13 protein-coding genes are annotated in these 17,525 nt (G+C 64.8%); 7 read left to right on the forward strand and 6 right to left on the reverse strand.

Annotated elements, in window-relative coordinates; all coding sequences use genetic code 11:
- Window positions 1-51: 51 nt before the first annotated feature.
- The 4 genes from G6P99_RS06200 (at window position 52) to G6P99_RS06215 (ending at window position 2,583) form a co-directional block, all read left to right on the forward strand.
- Window positions 52-864: an amidohydrolase family protein gene (locus tag G6P99_RS06200; protein WP_035976517.1), complete on the forward strand. Its 813-nt coding sequence runs from the start codon at window positions 52-54 to the stop codon at window positions 862-864.
- Window positions 865-888: 24 nt separating this feature from the next.
- Window positions 889-1,686 (forward strand): enoyl-CoA hydratase/isomerase family protein, encoded by a 798-nt coding sequence (locus tag G6P99_RS06205; protein ID WP_029079722.1) that lies wholly within the window; start codon window positions 889-891, stop codon window positions 1,684-1,686.
- A 142-nt stretch (window positions 1,687-1,828) separates the two neighbouring features.
- Window positions 1,829-2,143, forward strand: a complete 315-nt coding sequence (locus G6P99_RS06210) for an SDR family NAD(P)-dependent oxidoreductase (protein WP_165127542.1) — start codon at window positions 1,829-1,831, stop codon at window positions 2,141-2,143.
- The gene (locus G6P99_RS06215) at window positions 2,104-2,583 is read left to right on the forward strand and encodes an SDR family NAD(P)-dependent oxidoreductase (RefSeq protein ID WP_165127544.1); all 480 of its coding nucleotides are present in this window, start codon (window positions 2,104-2,106) and stop codon (window positions 2,581-2,583) included. The genes G6P99_RS06210 and G6P99_RS06215 overlap by 40 nt, the downstream gene beginning before the upstream one ends.
- Before the next feature lie 78 nt (window positions 2,584-2,661).
- On the opposite strand, the gene G6P99_RS06220 is transcribed toward G6P99_RS06215, so the two are convergent.
- From G6P99_RS06220 to G6P99_RS06235, 4 genes are all read right to left on the reverse strand, one after another.
- On the reverse strand, window positions 2,662-4,143 hold the full coding sequence (locus G6P99_RS06220) for an aldehyde dehydrogenase (RefSeq protein ID WP_029079720.1): 1,482 nt from the start codon (window positions 4,141-4,143) through the stop codon (window positions 2,662-2,664).
- A gap of 117 nt (window positions 4,144-4,260) precedes the next feature.
- Window positions 4,261-4,674: a peroxiredoxin family protein gene (locus G6P99_RS06225; protein ID WP_156928472.1), complete on the reverse strand. Its 414-nt coding sequence runs from the start codon at window positions 4,672-4,674 to the stop codon at window positions 4,261-4,263.
- 126 nt (window positions 4,675-4,800) lie between these two features.
- Entirely contained in the window at window positions 4,801-8,106 is a 3,306-nt protein-coding gene (locus tag G6P99_RS06230) for an efflux RND transporter permease subunit (protein WP_165127546.1), read from the reverse strand.
- 341 nt (window positions 8,107-8,447) lie between these two features.
- Entirely contained in the window at window positions 8,448-9,059 is a 612-nt protein-coding gene (locus G6P99_RS06235) for a gamma-glutamylcyclotransferase (RefSeq protein ID WP_029079718.1), read from the reverse strand.
- Window positions 9,060-9,191: 132 nt separating this feature from the next.
- Between G6P99_RS06235 and G6P99_RS06240 the strand changes: the two genes are divergently transcribed.
- The 3 genes from G6P99_RS06240 to G6P99_RS06250 all read left to right on the forward strand — a co-directional run bounded on the left by G6P99_RS06240 (window position 9,192) and on the right by G6P99_RS06250 (window position 13,120).
- A complete protein-coding gene (locus G6P99_RS06240) occupies window positions 9,192-10,379 on the forward strand; it encodes a DUF2125 domain-containing protein (RefSeq protein ID WP_029079717.1) in 1,188 nt (395 codons plus the stop codon).
- Window positions 10,380-10,743: 364 nt separating this feature from the next.
- Window positions 10,744-12,312: a hypothetical protein gene (locus G6P99_RS06245; protein ID WP_246709459.1), complete on the forward strand. Its 1,569-nt coding sequence runs from the start codon at window positions 10,744-10,746 to the stop codon at window positions 12,310-12,312.
- 310 nt (window positions 12,313-12,622) lie between these two features.
- Entirely contained in the window at window positions 12,623-13,120 is a 498-nt protein-coding gene (locus G6P99_RS06250; protein ID WP_029079715.1) for a hypothetical protein, read from the forward strand.
- A gap of 269 nt (window positions 13,121-13,389) precedes the next feature.
- On the opposite strand, the gene G6P99_RS06255 is transcribed toward G6P99_RS06250, so the two are convergent.
- Together G6P99_RS06255 and G6P99_RS06260 are read right to left on the reverse strand one after the other, a co-directional pair.
- The gene (locus G6P99_RS06255; protein WP_245284588.1) at window positions 13,390-14,385 is read right to left on the reverse strand and encodes an alpha/beta hydrolase; all 996 of its coding nucleotides are present in this window, start codon (window positions 14,383-14,385) and stop codon (window positions 13,390-13,392) included.
- Window positions 14,386-14,530: 145 nt separating this feature from the next.
- On the reverse strand, window positions 14,531-17,332 hold the full coding sequence (locus G6P99_RS06260) for an ATP-binding protein (protein WP_029079713.1): 2,802 nt from the start codon (window positions 17,330-17,332) through the stop codon (window positions 14,531-14,533).
- Between the last annotated feature and the right edge of the window lie 193 nt (window positions 17,333-17,525).

Here is a 17,525-nt window from a genome sequence, read left to right on the forward strand (position 1 = left end):
GCAGGTCGCGGGCCGTCGCCTCGATCCATCGTCAGACGCGGGCAGCTCAGAATGATCATCGACGCCTGGATGCAGCATCCGAATCCCGCCTGGATCGGGGATCCGATGTTCGAGTCGTTGCGTCGGTGGAGACCCGGCAAATGGTCGGAAACGGCGCCCCCTATCGGAGACACGCTTGCCGAGATGGATCGTGCAGGCGTTTCTATGGGCATGCTCTGTGGCTGGCACGGTCCGGGCGGGCCGATGATCAGTAACGACGAGGTCGCCCAACACTGCCAGGCTCACCCTGACCGCTTCGTCGGAATCGCTTCGGTCGATCTCTTCCGCCCGATGGACGCGGTACGAGAGTTGAGGCTGCGCGTGAAGAGAGACGGCTTCAAGGGACTGCGCGTTCTGCCTTGGGTGTGGGGGCTGCCGCCGGACGATCGCCGGTACTATCCTCTGTTCGCGGAGTGCTGCGAACTCGACATCCCGTTCTGCACGCAGGTCGGACACGCGGGGCCTCTGCGCGAATCCGAACCGGGGCGTCCCATTCCCTATCTCGATCGTGTCGCGCTCGAATTTCCTGAGCTTCGTATTCTCGGCGGCCATATCGGCGTACCGTGGCTCGGCGAGATGTTATCGCTCGTCATGAAGTACCCGAACGTCTTCATCGACACATCGGCCTACAAGGTCAGCCGCTACCCGTCCGATCTCGTCGGGTATATGCGCGGCAACAAAAGGCATCGGGTTCTCTTCGGGTCCAACCATCCCTTCTGGCCCGCAGGTGAGTGCCTCGCCGGTCTCGACGACCTCCAACTCGGCGTCGACGCCCGTTCGGCATTCTTAACCGACAACGCGCGGCGTCTGTTCAAGCTTGCCTGATCTTTCGCAACCATAGGATGACCGATGCCCTGGATCATTGAACGCAAGCACCCGCACGTTGCCGTAGTGACAATGAACACCAACAAGGTCAATGCGCAGAATCCGGCTTTCTTCGCCGACCTACACGCGGCGTTCGATCGCCTGGAATCCGAGTTCGCCGATTGCGCCGTCGTGTTGACCGGATCGGGCGCGGTGTTCACGGCGGGCCTCGACCTCGACCATCATTTCCCGTTGTTCGCGCGCCAATCGATCAAGGAGATCGATGCTTGGTTCGAAGAATATCGCGCGACGAACCTCCGTCTCTTCACGTATCCGAGGCCGACGGTGGCTGCGATCAACGGCCATGCCTATGCAGGTGGATTCATCACCGCGATCGATTGCGATCACCGGATCGCCAGCGAAGGTCCGCTGCAGTTCGCGCTGAACGAGGTACCCATCGGCATCCCGATGCCGGCTATTTACTGTGAGATCATCAAGCATGCGATCGGTCCGCGATCGGCTTGCGAATTGACGCTGTTTGGTCAGGTCTACGATCTCGCCGCGGCGACGCGACTGGGCGTCGTCCAGCAGACGGTCGCGCCGGACAAGCTGCTCTACGCGGCCGTCGCTTGGGCGGCGTTGGTACCGCCGGATTGCTACACGGCCTACGCGTTTTCGAAGCGCGCGCTCCAGGCGACCACGATGACGGCGATCGATGCCGCCGCGCGGCTCGACCGGGACCTGCTGTCGCGCGGCATGTCGGATCTCGGAAGCATCCGCGCCCACACCCGACGCTACAAGGAACTGAAGGGTAGGGACGTCACCTGGCCGCTGCCTGCCTAGGCCGCCAACCAGATGCTTGCATTGCCGAGCACGGGCGGCAGGGTGATGCCGCATGATGACATTCAGGCGCAATTTTGCCGGTTCCGTTGAAACGTGTATCTTTGACCCTGAGCGTTGCCGTTCGTGCGAACGAGGGGGAGCCATGGATATCAACGGAAAAGTCGCATTGGTCACCGGCGGGTCGGGTGGAATTGGAGAGGCGATTACCAAGGCTCTCGCCACCGCCGGTGCGGACGTTGCCGTTTCCTACGTAGCGGAAGCGACGCGCGCGGGTGAATTGGTCGAGGCGCTGCGGATGGCTGGCCGGCGCAGCCAGGCGGTGCAGCTTGATCAGCGGGATCCCCAATCGATCGATGCATGCGTCAAAGCCGTGGCCGGCCATTTTGGCCGGATCGATATTCTGATCAACAACGCCGCGTGGAACGTCGGCACCCGTTCAAGGAGCTCGACGCGCTAACGCCGGAGATCTGGGATAGGATTCTTGAAACGAATCTTCGCGGACCATTTCTGCTCGCGCGGGGTTTTGCCTCTGAACTTCGGCGGCACAAGGCTGGTCGCATTGTCAATATCGCGTCAATTGCCGGGGTTGCACCAGGTGGCAGCAGTATCGCTTACGCGGTCAGCAAAGCGGCATTGATCCATCTTACGCATTGCCTGGCAGTTACATTGTCGCCCGAAGTGACCGTCAACTGTGTCGCCCCCGGCTTGGTCGAAGGAACGCGCATGGCCGAGCGCGTGCCCGAAGCAATGCGGCAGATGGCGCGCGCCCAGTCAGTGCTTGGACAAACCGGAAGCGTCGATGACATTGCTCAGCTCGTGGTGGCCTATTGCCGAATGGACAGCGTGACGGGACAAACGATTGTCGTGGACGGCGGAAATCCGATGGCTATGCATTAACTTTCCTGGGGTGTTCGGACTGCAACTCGGTTCACCCCCGATGGAGGAGGTGAACCGAAGCGAGACCAAAACACGCCCTCAACGCATCACGAATGGATTGGCCGGCACGTCCGTCGCGGTCGAGATCCAGACGCTCTTGGTTTCCTGATATTCGCGCACCGCGTCGATGCCGCTCTCGCGGCCGACGCCGGAGAACTTCATGCCGCCGAACGGCATCATGTAGCTGATGGCGCGGTAGGTGTTCACCCAGACGGTGCCGGCGCGCAGCTGCTTCGGCACGCGGATGGCGCGCGCGAGATCCTTGGTCCAGATGCCGGCGGCAAGGCCGTAGATCGTGTCGTTGGCGATCCGGATGGCGTCTTCCTCGGTGTCGAACGAGATGATCGACAGCACCGGCCCGAACACCTCCTCGCGCGCGATCCGCATGGTGTTGTCGACATCGGTGAAAATCGTCGGCTCGACGAACTGGCCGCCCTGGATGCCCTCGCCTGTGGCCGGCCTGCCGCCGAGCAGGCAGCGCGCGCCCTCGGCCTTGGCGATATCGATATAGTCGAGCACCTTCTTGTATTGCGCCGGCGTCGTGATCGGGCCGACATTGGTGTCGGATTTCATGGGATCACCGATCTTGGCCGATTTCGCCAGCTCCAGCACGCGCGCGACGAACTTCTCCTTGATCGAGCTCTGCACCAGGAGGCGGGAGCCTGCGATGCAGGTCTGGCCGGTCGCGGCGAAGATGCCGGAGATCGCGCCGGCCGCAGCCGCCGTGAGGTCGGCATCCTCGAACACGATGTTGGGCGACTTGCCGCCGAGTTCGAGCGAGACGCGCTTCAGGCTCTTGGCGGCCGTCTCATAGACTCTTGCGCCGGTCGTATCCGATCCGGTGAAGGTGATTTTTGCGACGCCGGGATGCGAGATCAGCGCGGCGCCGGCCTCGGGCCCGAAGCCGGTCACCACACTGAAGATGCCGTCGGGAATTCCGGCCTCTTTCGTCAGCGCCGCGAACTCCAGCGTGCTGGCCGAGGTGAATTCCGACGGCTTGACCACCACGGCGCAGCCGGCGGCGAGCGCGGCGGCGCATTTCCAGGCGACGAACAGCAGCGGCGAGTTCCATGCGGTGAGTGCCGCGACGACGCCGACCGGTTCATGCGTCGTGTAGGCGAAGGTATCCGCCTTGTCGATCGGCACCAAGCCGCCCTCGAGCTTGTCGACGAGGCCGCCGAAGTACCACCACCATTCCGGATGGTAGCGCAGCTGGCCCAGCATCTCGGCCATCAGCTTGCCGTTGTCGCGCACCTCGATCTCGGCGAGACGTTCCGCGTTCGCAGCGACGAGGTCGCCGAGCTTGCGCATCGCCTTGCCGCGTGCCGACGCCGTCATCTTCGCCCACGGGCCGTTCCACATCGCCTCATTGGCGGCCTTCACCGCCTTGTCGGCGTCGGCGGCCGAGCCGCGCGGGATCTTCGCCCAAGCCTCGCCGCGATAGGGGTCGATGGTGTCGAACCACTCGCCATTGGCGGGGTCGACATACTGGCCATTGATATAGAGCTGATAGGTCTTCATGAGATCCTCCCGCAGGGCGACGGTTCTGGTTGGCGCAACGGTATCACGCATTTCGCGACGCCGTCACAACGCTGCCGCGTGCAAGGGCTGCGCATAGGTTGCAGCCGGGCAGGGGCGTCAACCGCGCGGCGCGGCGAGCTCGGCTGCGATGATCGCGCCGAGCGCCATGTCGCTCTGCTGCCCAAAGCCGTGATGCACGATATTGCCGTCGCGGCCGATCAGGATGCTGGTCGGCGTTCCCTGCATGCCGTAGCGCTGCATGGTGACGGGGATCGGCGTGCCGTCGCCGGCCTTGTCGACGCCGATTGGAAAGGTCAGCCGGTATTCGTGGATGAAGGCCTCCAGCGCGACCTCCGTCATCGCCGCGTGATGCTCGAACACGGTGTGCAGCCCGATCACCTGCAAATCCGAATGCTTGAACAGCTCGAACGCGCGTTGGGTCTGTGGCGTGCCGTGGGCGACGCAGCCGGGGCACAGCATCTGGAAGGCGTGCAGCAGAACCGGGCGGCCGCGCAGCGCCGCCAGGGTCAGGGGGGCGCCGGTGTTGAACTAGCGTGACGCGGCGATTTCCGGTGCTGGAGTCACAGCTTGGTTCCTTGCGCCTGCCACCTCGCGGCAGGTTGGCAAGATCGGCGCGGGTCTGTCAACGATGGCAGGTCAGGACGGGCTCGCCGCAGCCCGGCGTGCGCGGCGCGCGGCACGCCGCCGCTGGTTCCAGAGCCTGGTGCGGTCGAGATAGAGATAGACCACCGGCGTGGTGTAGAGCGTCAGGATCTGGCTCAGGATCAGGCCGCCGAAGATCGCGATGCCGAGCGGCTGGCGCAGCTCGCTGCCTTCGCCGAGGCCGATCATCAACGGCACCGCGCCGAACAAGGCGGCGAGCGTCGTCATCATGATCGGGCGGAACCGCATCAGGCAGGCCTCGTAGATCGCGTCGCGCGACGACAGCCCGCGCTGGCGCTCGGCGTCGAGCGCGAAGTCGATCATCATGATCGCGTTCTTCTTCACGATGCCGACCAGCAAAATCACCCCGATCATGCCGATGATGTCGAAATCGGTGTGCGACAGCATCAGCGCCGCCACCGCGCCGACGCCGGCCGAGGGCAAAGTGGAGAGGATGGTCAGCGGGTGGATGTAGCTCTCGTAGAGCATGCCGAGCGAGATGTAGATCGTCGCCAGCGCCGCGAGAATGAGAAACAGCTCGTTCGCCAGCGCCTGCTGGAAGATCTTCGCGGAGCCGGCGAACCCGCCATTGATGCCCGCCGGCATGCCGAGCGCGTGCATCGCGTTCATCGCGTTCTCGATCGTGGTGGTCGCGGTGCTCAGCGAGGTGCCCGGCGCCAGGTTGAAGGAGATGGTGCTGGCGACAAGGAGATCCTGGTGGTTGACGGCGAGCGGCGTCACGCCGTGCTCGAAGCGGGCGACGCTCGACAGCGGGATCATCGTCTCCGCGCTGGTCGAGACCGCGGTTCCGGTCGAGGCGACGCCCTTGCCGGTGGCGCCGATCGAGTTGGTCGCCTGGTTGCGCACCACATTGGCGGCGACAGAGCTGACCGAGCTCTTCTGCGACGACGAGGCGACCGTTCCGGCCACCGCGTTGGTTGACTGCGTGCCGCTCGCCGATCCGCCCGAGGTCGAGATATAGACCTCCTTCAGGGTCTGCGGATCCTGCGAGAAGCGCGGCGCGACCTCCATGATCACGTGATACTGGTTGCGCGCGACGAAGATGGTCGAGACCTGGCGCTGGCCGAAGGCGTCATACAGCGTGTTGTCGAGCTGGGCGACCGTGATCCCGAGCCGCGAGGCGGCGTCGCGATCGATGATCAGATTGGCCTGCAGCGCCTTGTTCTGCTGGTCGGTGTTGACGTCGGCCAGCGTCGGCTCCTTCTGCAGCGCGGCGACGAGCTTCGGCGTCCACTCGTTCAGCTCCTCGAAGGTCGAGCCCTTCAGCGTGTATTGATACGCCGCGTTGCCCGAACGGCCGCCGGCGCCGAGATCGCCGATCGATTGCAGGAACAAGGTGGCGCCCGCCACCGTCGCGAGCGGCTCGCGCAGCCGCTCGATCACCTTGTCGGCGCGCAGCTTGCGCTGGTCCATCGGCTTCAGCGAGGCGAACACCGTGCCGGTATTGGTGCCGCCGCCGGGGCCCACGCCGCCGCCGCCGGTGAAGCCGACCGCGGTATCGACCGCCGGATCGGTTTTGACGATGTCGATGAACTGCGTCAGCTTCTGCTGCATCAGCTGGAACGAGGTGCTCTGGTCGGCCTGGATCGAGCCGATCAGCAGTCCGGTGTCCTGCTGCGGCACAAACCCCTTGGGCACGACCGTGTAGAGATGGACGTTCAGATAAAGCGTGCAGCCCAGGATCAGCATCACCAAGAGGGGGTGGCGCAAAGCGAGGCCGAGCGTCGCGCGGTAGCCGCTCAGCATCAGCTCGAGGAAGCGCTCGTTGATCCGGTAGATCTGGCCGTGCGGCTGGCCTTGCTCCTTGCGCAGCAGTACGGCGCACATCATCGGCGTCGTCGTCAGCGAGACCACCAGCGAGATCACGATCGCGATCGTGATCGTCATGGCGAATTCGCGGAACAGGCGGCCGACCAGGCCGCCCATCAACAGGATCGGCACGAACACCGCGATCAGCGACACGCTCATCGACAGCACGGTGAAGCCGACCTCGCGGGTGCCGACCAGCGTCGCTTCCAGCCGCGACAGTCCGGCATCCATGTGGCGGGTGATGTTCTCCAGCACCACGATGGCGTCATCGACCACGAAGCCGGTCGCCACCGTCAGCGCCATCAGCGAGAAGATGTCGAGCGTGTAGCCGAGCATGTACATCACGGCGAAGGTCGCAATCAGCGACACCCCGACCGCCACCACCGGCACCAGCGTGGCGCGCGCGTTGCGCAGGAACGCGAACACGACCAGGATCACCAGCGCGACGGCGATCAGGAGCGTGATCTCGACGTCGTGCAGCGAGGCGCGAATCGTCTTCGAGCGGTCCATCGCCAGCGTGATGTCGATCGCGTTCGAGACCGAGGCCTTGAGCTGCGGCATCAGCCCCTTCACACTGTCGACCATCTTGATGATATTGGCGCCCGGCTGCCGGTACACGATCATCACGACCGCCGGCTTGCCGTTGGAAAGGCCAAGCGTGCGGACGTTCTCCACGGAATCGATCACGTCGCCGACGTCGGTCAGGCGCACCGCCGCGCCGTTGCGATAGGCGACGACCAGCGGCCTGTAGTCCGCCGCCTTCCTGGCCTGGTCGTTCGCGTAGAGCTGGTAGCGCTGGTCGCCGACGTCGATGCCGCCCTTCGGACTGTGGGCATTGGCGCTACTGAGCGCGGCGCGGACGTCCTCGAGCCCGATGCCGTATTTGAAGAGCGCCGGCGGGATCAACTCGACCCGCACCGCCGGCAGCGAGCCGCCGCCGACCGAGACTTCGCCGACGCCCTCGACCTGCGACAGCTTTTGCGCGAGCACGGTGGAGGCGGCGTCGTACAGCTCGGCCGGGGTCAGCGTATCCGAGGTCAATGTGTAGATCAGGATCGGCGCCGAGGCCGGGTTGAACTTGCGGTAGGTCGGGTTGGCGCGCAGGTTGGTCGGTAAATCGGCGCGCGCCGCGTTGATCGCGGCCTGCACGTCGCGCGCCGCGCCGTTGATGTCGCGCTCGATGTCGAATTGCAGCGTGATGCGTGCCGAGCCGAGCGAAGACGTCGATGTCATCTCGGTGACGCTGGCGATCTGGCCGAGGTGCCGCTCGAGCGGGCTCGCCACGGTGGCAGCGACATCGGCCGGGCTCGCGCCGGGCAAGGTCGCCTGCACCATGATGGTCGGGATGTCGACATCCGGCAGCGGCGACACCGGCAGCTTGAAGAACGCAATGATACCCGCCACGACCAGCCCAAGCGACAGCAGCGTGGTGCCGACCGGCCGGCGGACAAAGGGTGCGGAGAGGTTCATTGCATCAGCGAGCGATGTTTGCGGCTCAGCTTCTATCTGTCCGCGCCGCGATGCAAAAGCCTAAATGTCACAGGGCGCTGCCACACCCCTGCCGTGATTTGCCGGATGCACCGCGCCGCGCGCCGGAAAAGTGCGATCTTGCAACAAGCCGTTTACAAAGCCCGATCGTGCCGCTGACGGGGAGGTATCGCAGCAGCGGCTGCGCGGATGATTTGCGTAGGATGGGTGGAGCGAAGCGATACCCATCACCTCACTGCGCGGATGCAATTGATGGGTATCGCTACGCTCCACCCATCCTACGAGATCGGCCTGATTCATCAATGCTGCCGTCCCACCGCGCCTCAGCGTGGATCAACCCCGCCCGTCGCACGCGCGTCGCGATGCAGCGTCGCGCCCGCATCATGCAGCATCACCGCCAGCTGATGCAGCGGCTGATCGCGAAAGCCCTGCTGCTCGATCGCGGCGACGGTGGAGAGCACGTAGTCGCGGTTGTTGCCGGAGCGACCGTGGCCCTGCTGCACCAGGCGCAGCTGTTCGGCCAGCGACAGCCGCCCGGCATATTGCACATGGCCGCGATCGACCACATAGGCCAGCGCACTGACGCGATCGCGCGCCGCGTTCTCCAGCCACACCGAGCGCATCACCTCGCGATAGACATTGGTGGTCTGCTCGCGCGCCCGCAAATAGGCGATGGTGTCGTGGCGCAGGCGGGCGGCGACGCGGAACGCGATGCCGCGGCAGGCGCCGCCGCGGTCGAGCCCGAGCACAAGGCCGGGCTTCTCCGGCGTGCCGCGGTGGTCAAAGGAATAGACGCAAAGCGCGCGATGCTCGCCGATCAGCCGCGCCGGCACCTGCTCGAGGTACTCGAAGCCCGGCTTCCACATCAGCGAGCCGTAGCCGAACACCCAGAGGTCGCCGTCGGCGGTTTCGGAGTTGAGGGGATTTGCAGCCATTGCACCGATGGGCTAGCAGAACACGCTGCCCAAGCGAAGCAAATTCCGTGATGTTTCCAAGGCTTGCTAAGGGCTTGTTCAGGGCTTGCCGCCGCTTAGATTTTGACAAATTCGCCCGCCAAAGGACGCCGCATGTCCGATTTGACCTTCGCCCCCCGCCGCCGCTCGCGCTTCGGCCTCTATGCCGTCCCCGTCGCGGTCCTGATCGCCGCGGTCGCGTGGAGCGGCTTCTGGTTCTTCGCCGCCTCAGAGGTCGGCGTGCAGGCCGATGCCTGGCGCGCGCAGGAGGCGAAGGCCGGCCGGGTCTATGACTGCGGCAACCGTTCGGTGGCGGGTTACCCGTTCCGCTTCGAGGTCCGCTGCACCGATCCGAGCGTGATGCTGGTGTCGCAGACCGCCTCGCCGCAGATGGCGTTCGTGGCGCGGCTGGCCGAGATCCTGGTGGTGGCGCAGGTCTACGACCCCAAGCGCGTGATCGCCGAGTTCAAGGGACCGGCGACGATCGCCGAGCGCAACGCGCAGCCGACGCTGCAGGTGAACTGGAAGCTGGGGCGCAGCAGCGTGGTCGGCTTGCCGGCGGTGCCGCAGCGCGCCTCGCTGGTGTTTGACGATCTCGCCATCGATCGCATCGGCGGTGTCGCGCCGATCCCGGTGGCGCATGTCAACCACATCGAGCTGCACGGCCGACAGGTCGACGGCTCGGCGCCCGACAATCCCGCGATCGAGACCGTGCTGCAGATATCAGGCGGCACCTTGCAGGAGGTGCATCCGCTGCTCGCCCAGCCGTTCAATGCCGACATCCATGCGCGGCTCAACGGGTTGAAGGATTTCTCGCCAAAGCCCTGGCCGGATCGCTTCCGCGAGATCCAGGCGGCCGGCGGCAGCGTCGAGATCCAGCAGTCGCGGATCGAGCAGGGCGATGTGGTCTCGGTCGCGGCCGGCACGCTGCGCCTGAACGCGCAAGGGTTGATCGAGGGCGAGCTGCAGATGACGGTCGCCGGCCTCGAGCGCGTCATCCCCGCGCTCGGCATCGACAAGATGCTGGAGGAGGGCGTGCCGCAGGCAACGCTGGATCGCGTCGCGCCGGGCGTGAAGAGCCAGGACCTCAGCAATCTGTTCGGCGCGCTGGACCGCGCGATTCCCGGCCTCGGCAAGGTGATCAAGCAGAACGCCAATGCCGGCATCTCCGCGGGCATCAATTCGCTCGGCACCGAGGCTTCGCTCGAAGGCAAGAAGGCGCGCAGCTTCCCGCTGCGCTTCGCCGACGGCGCGGTGTTTGTGGGGCCGCTGAAGGTCGGACAGATTCCGCCGCTGTTCTGAGCGGCCGCATCAAGCGTGATCGCTTTTGGTTGAAGCGGCCAGTCCGCAGACTCGCTTTGCCTCTCTCGCTTGCGGGGGAGGCCGACGCGCGTAGCGCGGCGGGTGGGGGCTCTTTCCACGATGGGATTCGTGGCGATACCCCACCCCCACCCTCCCGCTTGCGGGAGAGGGAGCGCAGCGTCTTCGCGGTCGCTAATCTCATCACTCTCTAATCCCTCGCGGGCGGTATCATCCGTCGCGGCAAAACATTCCCGCGGTCGCGATGAGAAAAACGTGACCGGAATAATGCGGGGCGTCGCGAATATCACTCCCCGAATACCGCTCTCTCTGGCCTGAGGAAACAACCTCGCGTGGGAGATAAGCGATGCGAATTCTCGGGGGAATTCTGCTCGGCAGCATGCTGCTGTCGACTGGTTCTGCGTTTGCGGAAGACGACGCGTCCGAACTGAAGGCGTTGAAAGCGCGCCTCAAGCAGCTCGAACAGAAAATGGAAGCGCAGGCGCGCAAGGAAGACGCGCTGGCCGCAAGAGAGAACACAAGACAGAATATGCAAATGGCGGCGAAGGCGCCGGTGCCGTTCGATCCCTGCGCATCGGGCAAGCTCTGCTACAAGGGCGTCACCTTCACCTTCGGCGGCTGGGTCGATCTCACCGGCATCTACCGCAGCCGCAACCTCGCTTCCGACTCGGGCTCGGTCTACAACTTCATTCCGTTCCCGCAGAGCAAGAACTACAACACCGGCGAGTCGCGCTTCACCGCGCGCCAGACCCGCTTCTCGGTGCTCGCCGAAGCCAATGCGACCGAGACCACTCATATCGCCGGCTTCGGCGAGCTCGATTTCGAGGGTGCGGCGCAGACCGCAAATTCGGTCGCGACCAACTCGTTCAACCCGCGGCTGCGGCAGGCCAGCATCGAGATCGACCGCACCGATCTCGGCCTGCATGTGCTCGCCGGCCAGAGCTGGTCGCTCAATACGCCGAGCAAGGCCGGCATCGATCCGCGTGGCGCCGATACGCCGGGCGTGATCGATTTCGAGCTGGTGCCGGGCTTCCTCGGCGCCCGGCAGCCGGGCGTCCGGGTCTGGCAGGACATCGGCCCCGAATTCAAGCTCGCGGTGTCGGCCGAGAATCCGCAGTCGTCCTTCTTCGGCGGCAACACGCCGCTGGTCGGCACGCCCGCGGTCGGGCCGCAGGGCGTGCTCAATCCGAATCTATTGGTCAATCTCACCGGTCCGGGCGGTAGCTTCTTCAACAGCCTGAACAATGTCAGCCTCAACCACGTTCCTGACATCACCGTGAAGGGCGCGTGGGACCCGCGGCTCGGGCCCTACAAGCTGCATGTCGAGGCATGGGCGTTATATCGCGACTTCTACGATCGCTTCGATTTCGCCAATCATGACGTCAACACGGTGAGCTTCGGTGGCCACCTCTCGGCCGAGATCGTGCCGAAGACGCTGGAAGTGCAGGCCTCGGCGTCCTACGGCGCGCTCGGCCGCTTCACCGCAACGCCATTCCCCGACGCGACGGTGCGCCAGGACGGCTCGATCCAGCCGCTGCCGATCACGGCGTTCCTGGTCGGCTCGGTCTGGCACACGACGCCGTCGCTCGATCTCTACGCCTATGCCGGGCTCGAGAAGACCAAGGCGACGTTCTCCGATGTCGGCACCGTGCCGTTCGGCTACGGCAATCCGCTCTACAACAATCTCGGCTGCAACACCGAGAACTCGCCGGCCGCAACCTGCAACGCGAACACGTCGGAGGTCCGGCAATACACCGCGGGCTTCTACGACACGATCTTCAAGGGCGACTACGGGACCATCAAGGCCGGCGCGCAATATTCCTACACCCAGCGCTTCGCCTTCCAGGGCGTCGGCGGCGCGCCGAAGACCGATGACCACATCGTGATGACGCAAATCCGCTACTACCCGTTCTAGGGCATGACGAGGATACTACGGGTCGAGCAGTGGACTCCGCTTCACCTCGCCCCGCGTGTGGGGAGAGGCGCAGGCCGCCTTCGGCGGCCGTTCTCAAGAACGCCGAAGCGGAGCTTCGGCTACGTTGCATCGGAGATGCAATCCGGGTGAGGGGGAGTCTCCGCAAACGCAGCTATCACCGTATGTGCGGAGACGGCCCCTCACCCCAACCCTCTAAGAGCGAGCTACGCTCGTCTCGACCCCTTAAGAACGGGGAGAGGGAGCGCAGCGAACCGGTCAGAACCGAAGCGCGAGCAAAGGAACACTGCAGATGAGGATCGTGACCAGAAAGGAGCGAGCCGTGCTCGCGCGCGAGTTGATGATGGTCAGCCGCGCCGCGCATGTGATGCAACGAACCGGGCTGGCGATGGCCGGCGCCATGGCCGGCACCTTCGTCGCCGCCCAGCTCTCGAAGGGCCACATCGCGATGTTCAGCACGCTGGCCTTCATCGCGACGACGATCGTGATCGGTGCCGTCGGCTTCTATCTCGGCATCGATATTCCAAAGCTGACGGTGCGCGCGACGGGGCGCATCGACGTCGTCGAGCTTCTGAGCGCGGGCGGCATCTTCTTCGCCGCGCTGGCCGCGCTGGTGTCGGTCTATGGCATCGTCTTCGACGAGATTCCGCCGCGGGCCTGGGAGTTCGTGATCGGCTCGTGGTGGTTTGGCGGCGTCGTCATGCTGGCCACCGCCGGCCTCGTCGGCCGGCAGCGGCTGGCGCAGAAGGTTGCGGCGATGTCGGTGCGGTCGAATCGAGCAGCTTCGTAGGTTTAGCTGCAGGCATAACCCACCGCGCCGGGCGTCGACGTCAAGGGCCGCATTGAGGGCGATGGCCACTGAACGTCGGTCAAATCCCGCCGCTGTTCTGGGCGGAGTCATTAGTCCCTCGCGCGGGATATCGTACGATCGGCGCGGCAGCGCGAGAGGCCGCCGCGCCGATCACAGCGTTGCAGCCACGTTCCGATCGAATAGGAACGGGGCTGCGGCTCGTTGTTTTGAGGCGTTTACGCGAACGGCATCCACCTCGCTCGAAATGCTTAGTGGGTGGCTGGATCGAGATGCTGGCGCAGGGCCTCGTTGATCTGGCCGATCGCGGCTTCGGTAGAAGGCACTTTGCGGATCGCGTTCAGCGACACGAAGTCATGGATCGTGCCGTTGTAGCGAACCGCGGCGACCGCTACGCCGGCATCCTTCAGCTTCCTTGCGTAAGCCTCTCCCTCATCGCGCAGCGGGTCGTTTTCCGCCGTGATGACGAGCGCCGGCGGCAGGTCTCTGAGCCGATCGATGCTGGCGCGTAACGGCGACACATAGGGATTGTCGCGCGTCTTGATGTCGGGAGCGTAGAGATCCCATCCATACTTCATGAACGCGCGTGCCAGGAAACGGCCGGTCCCATACTCGCGATAGGAACCGGTATCCACGCTGGCGTCGGTCGCCGGAATCAGGAGCACTTGCAAGCTGATCTTGGGCCCGCTGCGGTCCTTGCTCATCAGGGCAAGCACGGCGGCCATGTTGCCTCCGACCGAATTGCCGGCGACCGCGATCCGGCTGCCATCAGCACCGAACTCTGCCGCATGCTGCGCGATCCATTGCAGGGCTGCGTAGCTCTCCTCAAGCTGAGTCGGAAACTTGGCCTCCGGCAGCGGCGTGTACTCGACGAATACCCCGATCTGCCCCGTGCCGACGACGAGATCGCGCAGCAGGCGCTGATGGTTCTCGAAATTGCCGACAATCCAGACACCGCCATGAATGAACAGCACGACGCCGGGCCGGGCGCTCGTTTGGACCGGCTTCATGATGTACAGCTTTACGGTCCGGCCATCCTGGTTGATCGTTTGTTCAGACGTCGTGACGCCGGACATATCGACGGCCGTCTGGCGCTGCAGGTCGGAGACAATCTGCTGCGGCTTTGGCTGGGGCAGTTCCCAGAACGGACTGGGGTCCTTGTTGAGCTTGGCGAGGAAGGAACGGATCTGAGGATCGATCCGAGGGTCAGTGGCGGCGTCCGGGGCCGCGTCGGCGGCTTGGGTCATGAGCATTGCTCCGAGGCTTAGGATGGCAAGTGACGAGAAGCGTTTCACGGTCGTTCTCTCAGGAGAGGGGTTGCACGCAGCACCTGGGTATCCCGGAAGGAGGAGCGATCGCTTCTGTCGAATGACCAGTCCGGTGACCGGTCGGTTAGCTCGCGGAAGGGCTGGTCCTGGCAAGAATGTGGCGCAGGCCGGATCGTGAGGTGATGCCGGTCTTCGAGAATATCCGGTGCAGATGGTAGCCGACCGTTCTGTGGGACAAATACAGCCTGGCCCCGATTTCCTTGTTGGAGAGGCCCTCACTGGCGAGTTGCGCGATGTGAAGCTCCTGTGGAGTCAGCGTCTCCCATACCTGCTCGGTCCGCCGGCGGCTGGCTTCCCCTGAAGCACGTAGTTCCTCCCGTGCGCGGTCACTCCAGGGCGAAGCACCGAGTGCGTCGAAGATGTCGCGGGCTTCGCGCAGCGGGGCCCTCGCGTCGGCGGGACGCCGCTGCCGGCGCAGCCAGCCGCCATAGGCGAGAAGAATCCGTCCTCGCAGGAATGGCCATCTCTTCGCAGCCGGCCCGAGACCGCGCAAGAAGGACTGTTCAGCATCCTCAGGTGCCGCAAGTAGCGCGTTGCTGTAGTGGAGCATGGTTTCGACCCAGGGGACCGGCGTCGGGGCCGATCCATGCTCCATCTCGTCGACCACTGCACGGGCCGTTTCGGCGTTGCCAGAGAGCACAGAGGATTCGACGAAATCCGCAAGTCCGAAGAACTGGAGACCGGAATTGAAAGCTGGATCGGCAGGTGCGAACAGACGTCGCAGATGTTGATAGGCCTCCCAGTGCCGGCCTGCGCCGATCGCGGAAATGCCACGCGCGAGCTGCAGCATTGCGAGCAGGAAGCTGGCGCCTATCGATAGGGCAAGGCGCTCCGCCTGCGCCGCATGCGCTTCGGATTGCTCCAGATTGCCTTGCATTCCGGCGAGATGCGCCTTCAGGATCGTGGCCGCCGCGATCCACAAGGTGCCGTCTGTCTCTTCGGCGAGCCGGACCGATTCTTCGGCCTCCCTCGTCGCACTCGTCCAGTCGCCGACTTCCATTTCGGCCCAACCTTGCGCGAACAGCACCCGCGCAAGATCGCCGAGCCGGCCCTGTGCGCGTAGCGCTGCACTGGACCCGGCGAGCAGGCCTGTGCCGAGATCGAATGCGCCGATGACATTCGCCGCGCTTCCCAGGATTCCCGCAACGACTGGATCGCCATCCCTTGTCCTGGACAACTCGTGGAGTTTGACATGCACGTCACCTCCGTGCCGAAGCGGTTCGACATAGGCGGAGATCGCGAGCAGAAGAGGATCCCTCGCCGGCAGCTTCAGCCGGCCTGCCGCAACAAAAACCCTGGTGCGGAGTTCGTCGCTTGCACTGCTCCACCAGCAGCGTTGCGCGGCACGCCAAAGAAGATTGGCTGTCAGACCCGTTGCGCCTGCGGCGTGGGCCCGGGCGGCGAATCCAAGCAGGGCCGGGATCTTTGCGGGATCATCGATCGCCGGAGGTTGGCCGATTTCGCGACACCAGCCGATCCTGGCCGATGTGAGCGGGTCGCTTTCATCGACGTCGGCCTGGCGGAGCAAACGTTCCATGAGATCTGGTTGTCCCAGATCGGCGGCAAGTTCGGCAGCCCGCAGCAGACGGTCGCTCCTGGCTTTCGCCGTACTGCTCAGTCGGGCCGCATTTTCAAGGACCGCGATCGCCATGGCAACTGCGCCCCGCCGCAATGCCCGGGTCGCCATAAGATCGTGTTCGTCCGCCAGTTCGTCGTCCGGTCCGATCGTCGCCGCCGCGCGATGCCATAGCTGGCGATCCAACTGATCCTGAATGGTCCTCGCCAGCGCTGCGTGAATTTTTTGACGCGTCGCCAGCTCAGCCGCCTGATGCATCGCGGAGCGAACCAGCGGATGGCGGAAACGTACGTCCGTGGCGTCGACCTCGATCAGTCCGGCGGCGACAGCCGGCGCCAGGGCGTCGACCCCGACCCGCACGCCCAATACCGCCTCTCCGGCATGCAGAACTTCGTACAGCGAAGTTCCGTCATTTTCCGCCGCCACGAACAGCAGGGTTCGGGTCCAATCTGGAAGGTCCGACACGCGGCTCGAGAAGGCGCGTTCCAGACGCTCCGTGAGTGGAAGCCACGGTGCATCGCGCGCTTCCGTTGCCCGCTCGCCGCGGGGCAGTTCGACAAGGGCCAGCGGGTTGCCGGCAGCCTGTTCGAGGAAGCGGCCGCGCAGATCGGCCGACAGGCCCGGTGCGTTGGCGTCCAGCAGGCGCTCGGCATCGACTCGATCAAGTCCGGCAAGATGCAGCCGCAGTGTGGAGGCATCTCCAAACGGACGATTGAAACCATCGCGCATGGCCAGCAGCAGAACGATGGGGTCCGAACTCAGCCTGCGCGAGATGAACGCCAACACCTCGTAGGTTGCCTGATCCAGCCACTGGGCATCGTCGGCAACAAGTAGGATGGGCCCGCGTGTTGCGCGTTCGGTGAGAAGGGACAGCGCCGCCAGCCCCACCAGAAAGAGATCGGACGGACCAGCGTCGTCGTGCATGCCGAAGGCGGCCAGCAGCGCCGACCGTTGCCGAGGAATCAGGCGCGCGGCCTGCTTCATCAGAGGCCGCAATGCCTGCTCGAGCGCTGCGAACGGCAAATGAACTTCGGCCAGGACGCCAGCCATGCTGAGGACCGAAAAGCCGCGCTCACCGGCTCGCTGCCTGGCGATTTCGAGCAGGGTCGATTTCCCGATTCCGGGCTCGCCGCTGACAATGAGCGTCGATCCACCTTGATCGATGCGGTCGATCAACCGATCGATAAGAGCAACGTCCTGCTCGCGGCCTTGTAAGCGTGGGGTTGGAGATCGGGTGGTGGGGGCGAGCGATCCCGTCTGCGGTTGTGTCTTCTTCGTCCGCTTGGCCATCCCGCAACCGTTCCAGACGCCGCACCGGGCCGCATCGATCTAGTCTGTATCGGACCCATCCTATCACGGGTGGAGAGCGGTGCAGGAGCCTTATCGTGCACGATCGCCGACTGGTCGTCTGCCTGTCGGCTGTCGCGTCCGGCCCGACGCGCCCGCTGCGCCAATCTGTCCCGTCGCTGTCGCCGGACGATGC

The sequence above is a fragment of the Bradyrhizobium sp. 6(2017) genome, from assembly GCF_011058295.2.
In the GTDB taxonomy this organism is placed as follows: domain Bacteria; phylum Pseudomonadota; class Alphaproteobacteria; order Rhizobiales; family Xanthobacteraceae; genus Bradyrhizobium; species Bradyrhizobium septentrionale.

What these genes read in the sequence shown, in the direction of transcription:
- G6P99_RS06200 (WP_035976517.1), top strand. Translation starts at nt 52, where the DNA reads ATGATCATCGACGCCTGGATGCAGCATCCGAATCCCGCCTGGATCGGG.
- G6P99_RS06205 (WP_029079722.1), top strand. Translation starts at nt 889, where the DNA reads ATGCCCTGGATCATTGAACGCAAGCACCCGCACGTTGCCGTAGTGACA.
- G6P99_RS06210 (WP_165127542.1), top strand. Translation starts at nt 1,829, where the DNA reads ATGGATATCAACGGAAAAGTCGCATTGGTCACCGGCGGGTCGGGTGGA.
- G6P99_RS06220 (WP_029079720.1), bottom strand. Translation starts at nt 4,143, where the DNA reads ATGAAGACCTATCAGCTCTATATCAATGGCCAGTATGTCGACCCCGCC.
- G6P99_RS06230 (WP_165127546.1), bottom strand. Translation starts at nt 8,106, where the DNA reads ATGAACCTCTCCGCACCCTTTGTCCGCCGGCCGGTCGGCACCACGCTG.
- G6P99_RS06235 (WP_029079718.1), bottom strand. Translation starts at nt 9,059, where the DNA reads ATGGCTGCAAATCCCCTCAACTCCGAAACCGCCGACGGCGACCTCTGG.
- G6P99_RS06240 (WP_029079717.1), top strand. Translation starts at nt 9,192, where the DNA reads ATGTCCGATTTGACCTTCGCCCCCCGCCGCCGCTCGCGCTTCGGCCTC.
- G6P99_RS06245 (WP_246709459.1), top strand. Translation starts at nt 10,744, where the DNA reads ATGCGAATTCTCGGGGGAATTCTGCTCGGCAGCATGCTGCTGTCGACT.
- G6P99_RS06250 (WP_029079715.1), top strand. Translation starts at nt 12,623, where the DNA reads ATGAGGATCGTGACCAGAAAGGAGCGAGCCGTGCTCGCGCGCGAGTTG.
- G6P99_RS06255 (WP_245284588.1), bottom strand. Translation starts at nt 14,385, where the DNA reads ATGACCCAAGCCGCCGACGCGGCCCCGGACGCCGCCACTGACCCTCGG.
- G6P99_RS06260 (WP_029079713.1), bottom strand. Translation starts at nt 17,332, where the DNA reads ATGGCCAAGCGGACGAAGAAGACACAACCGCAGACGGGATCGCTCGCC.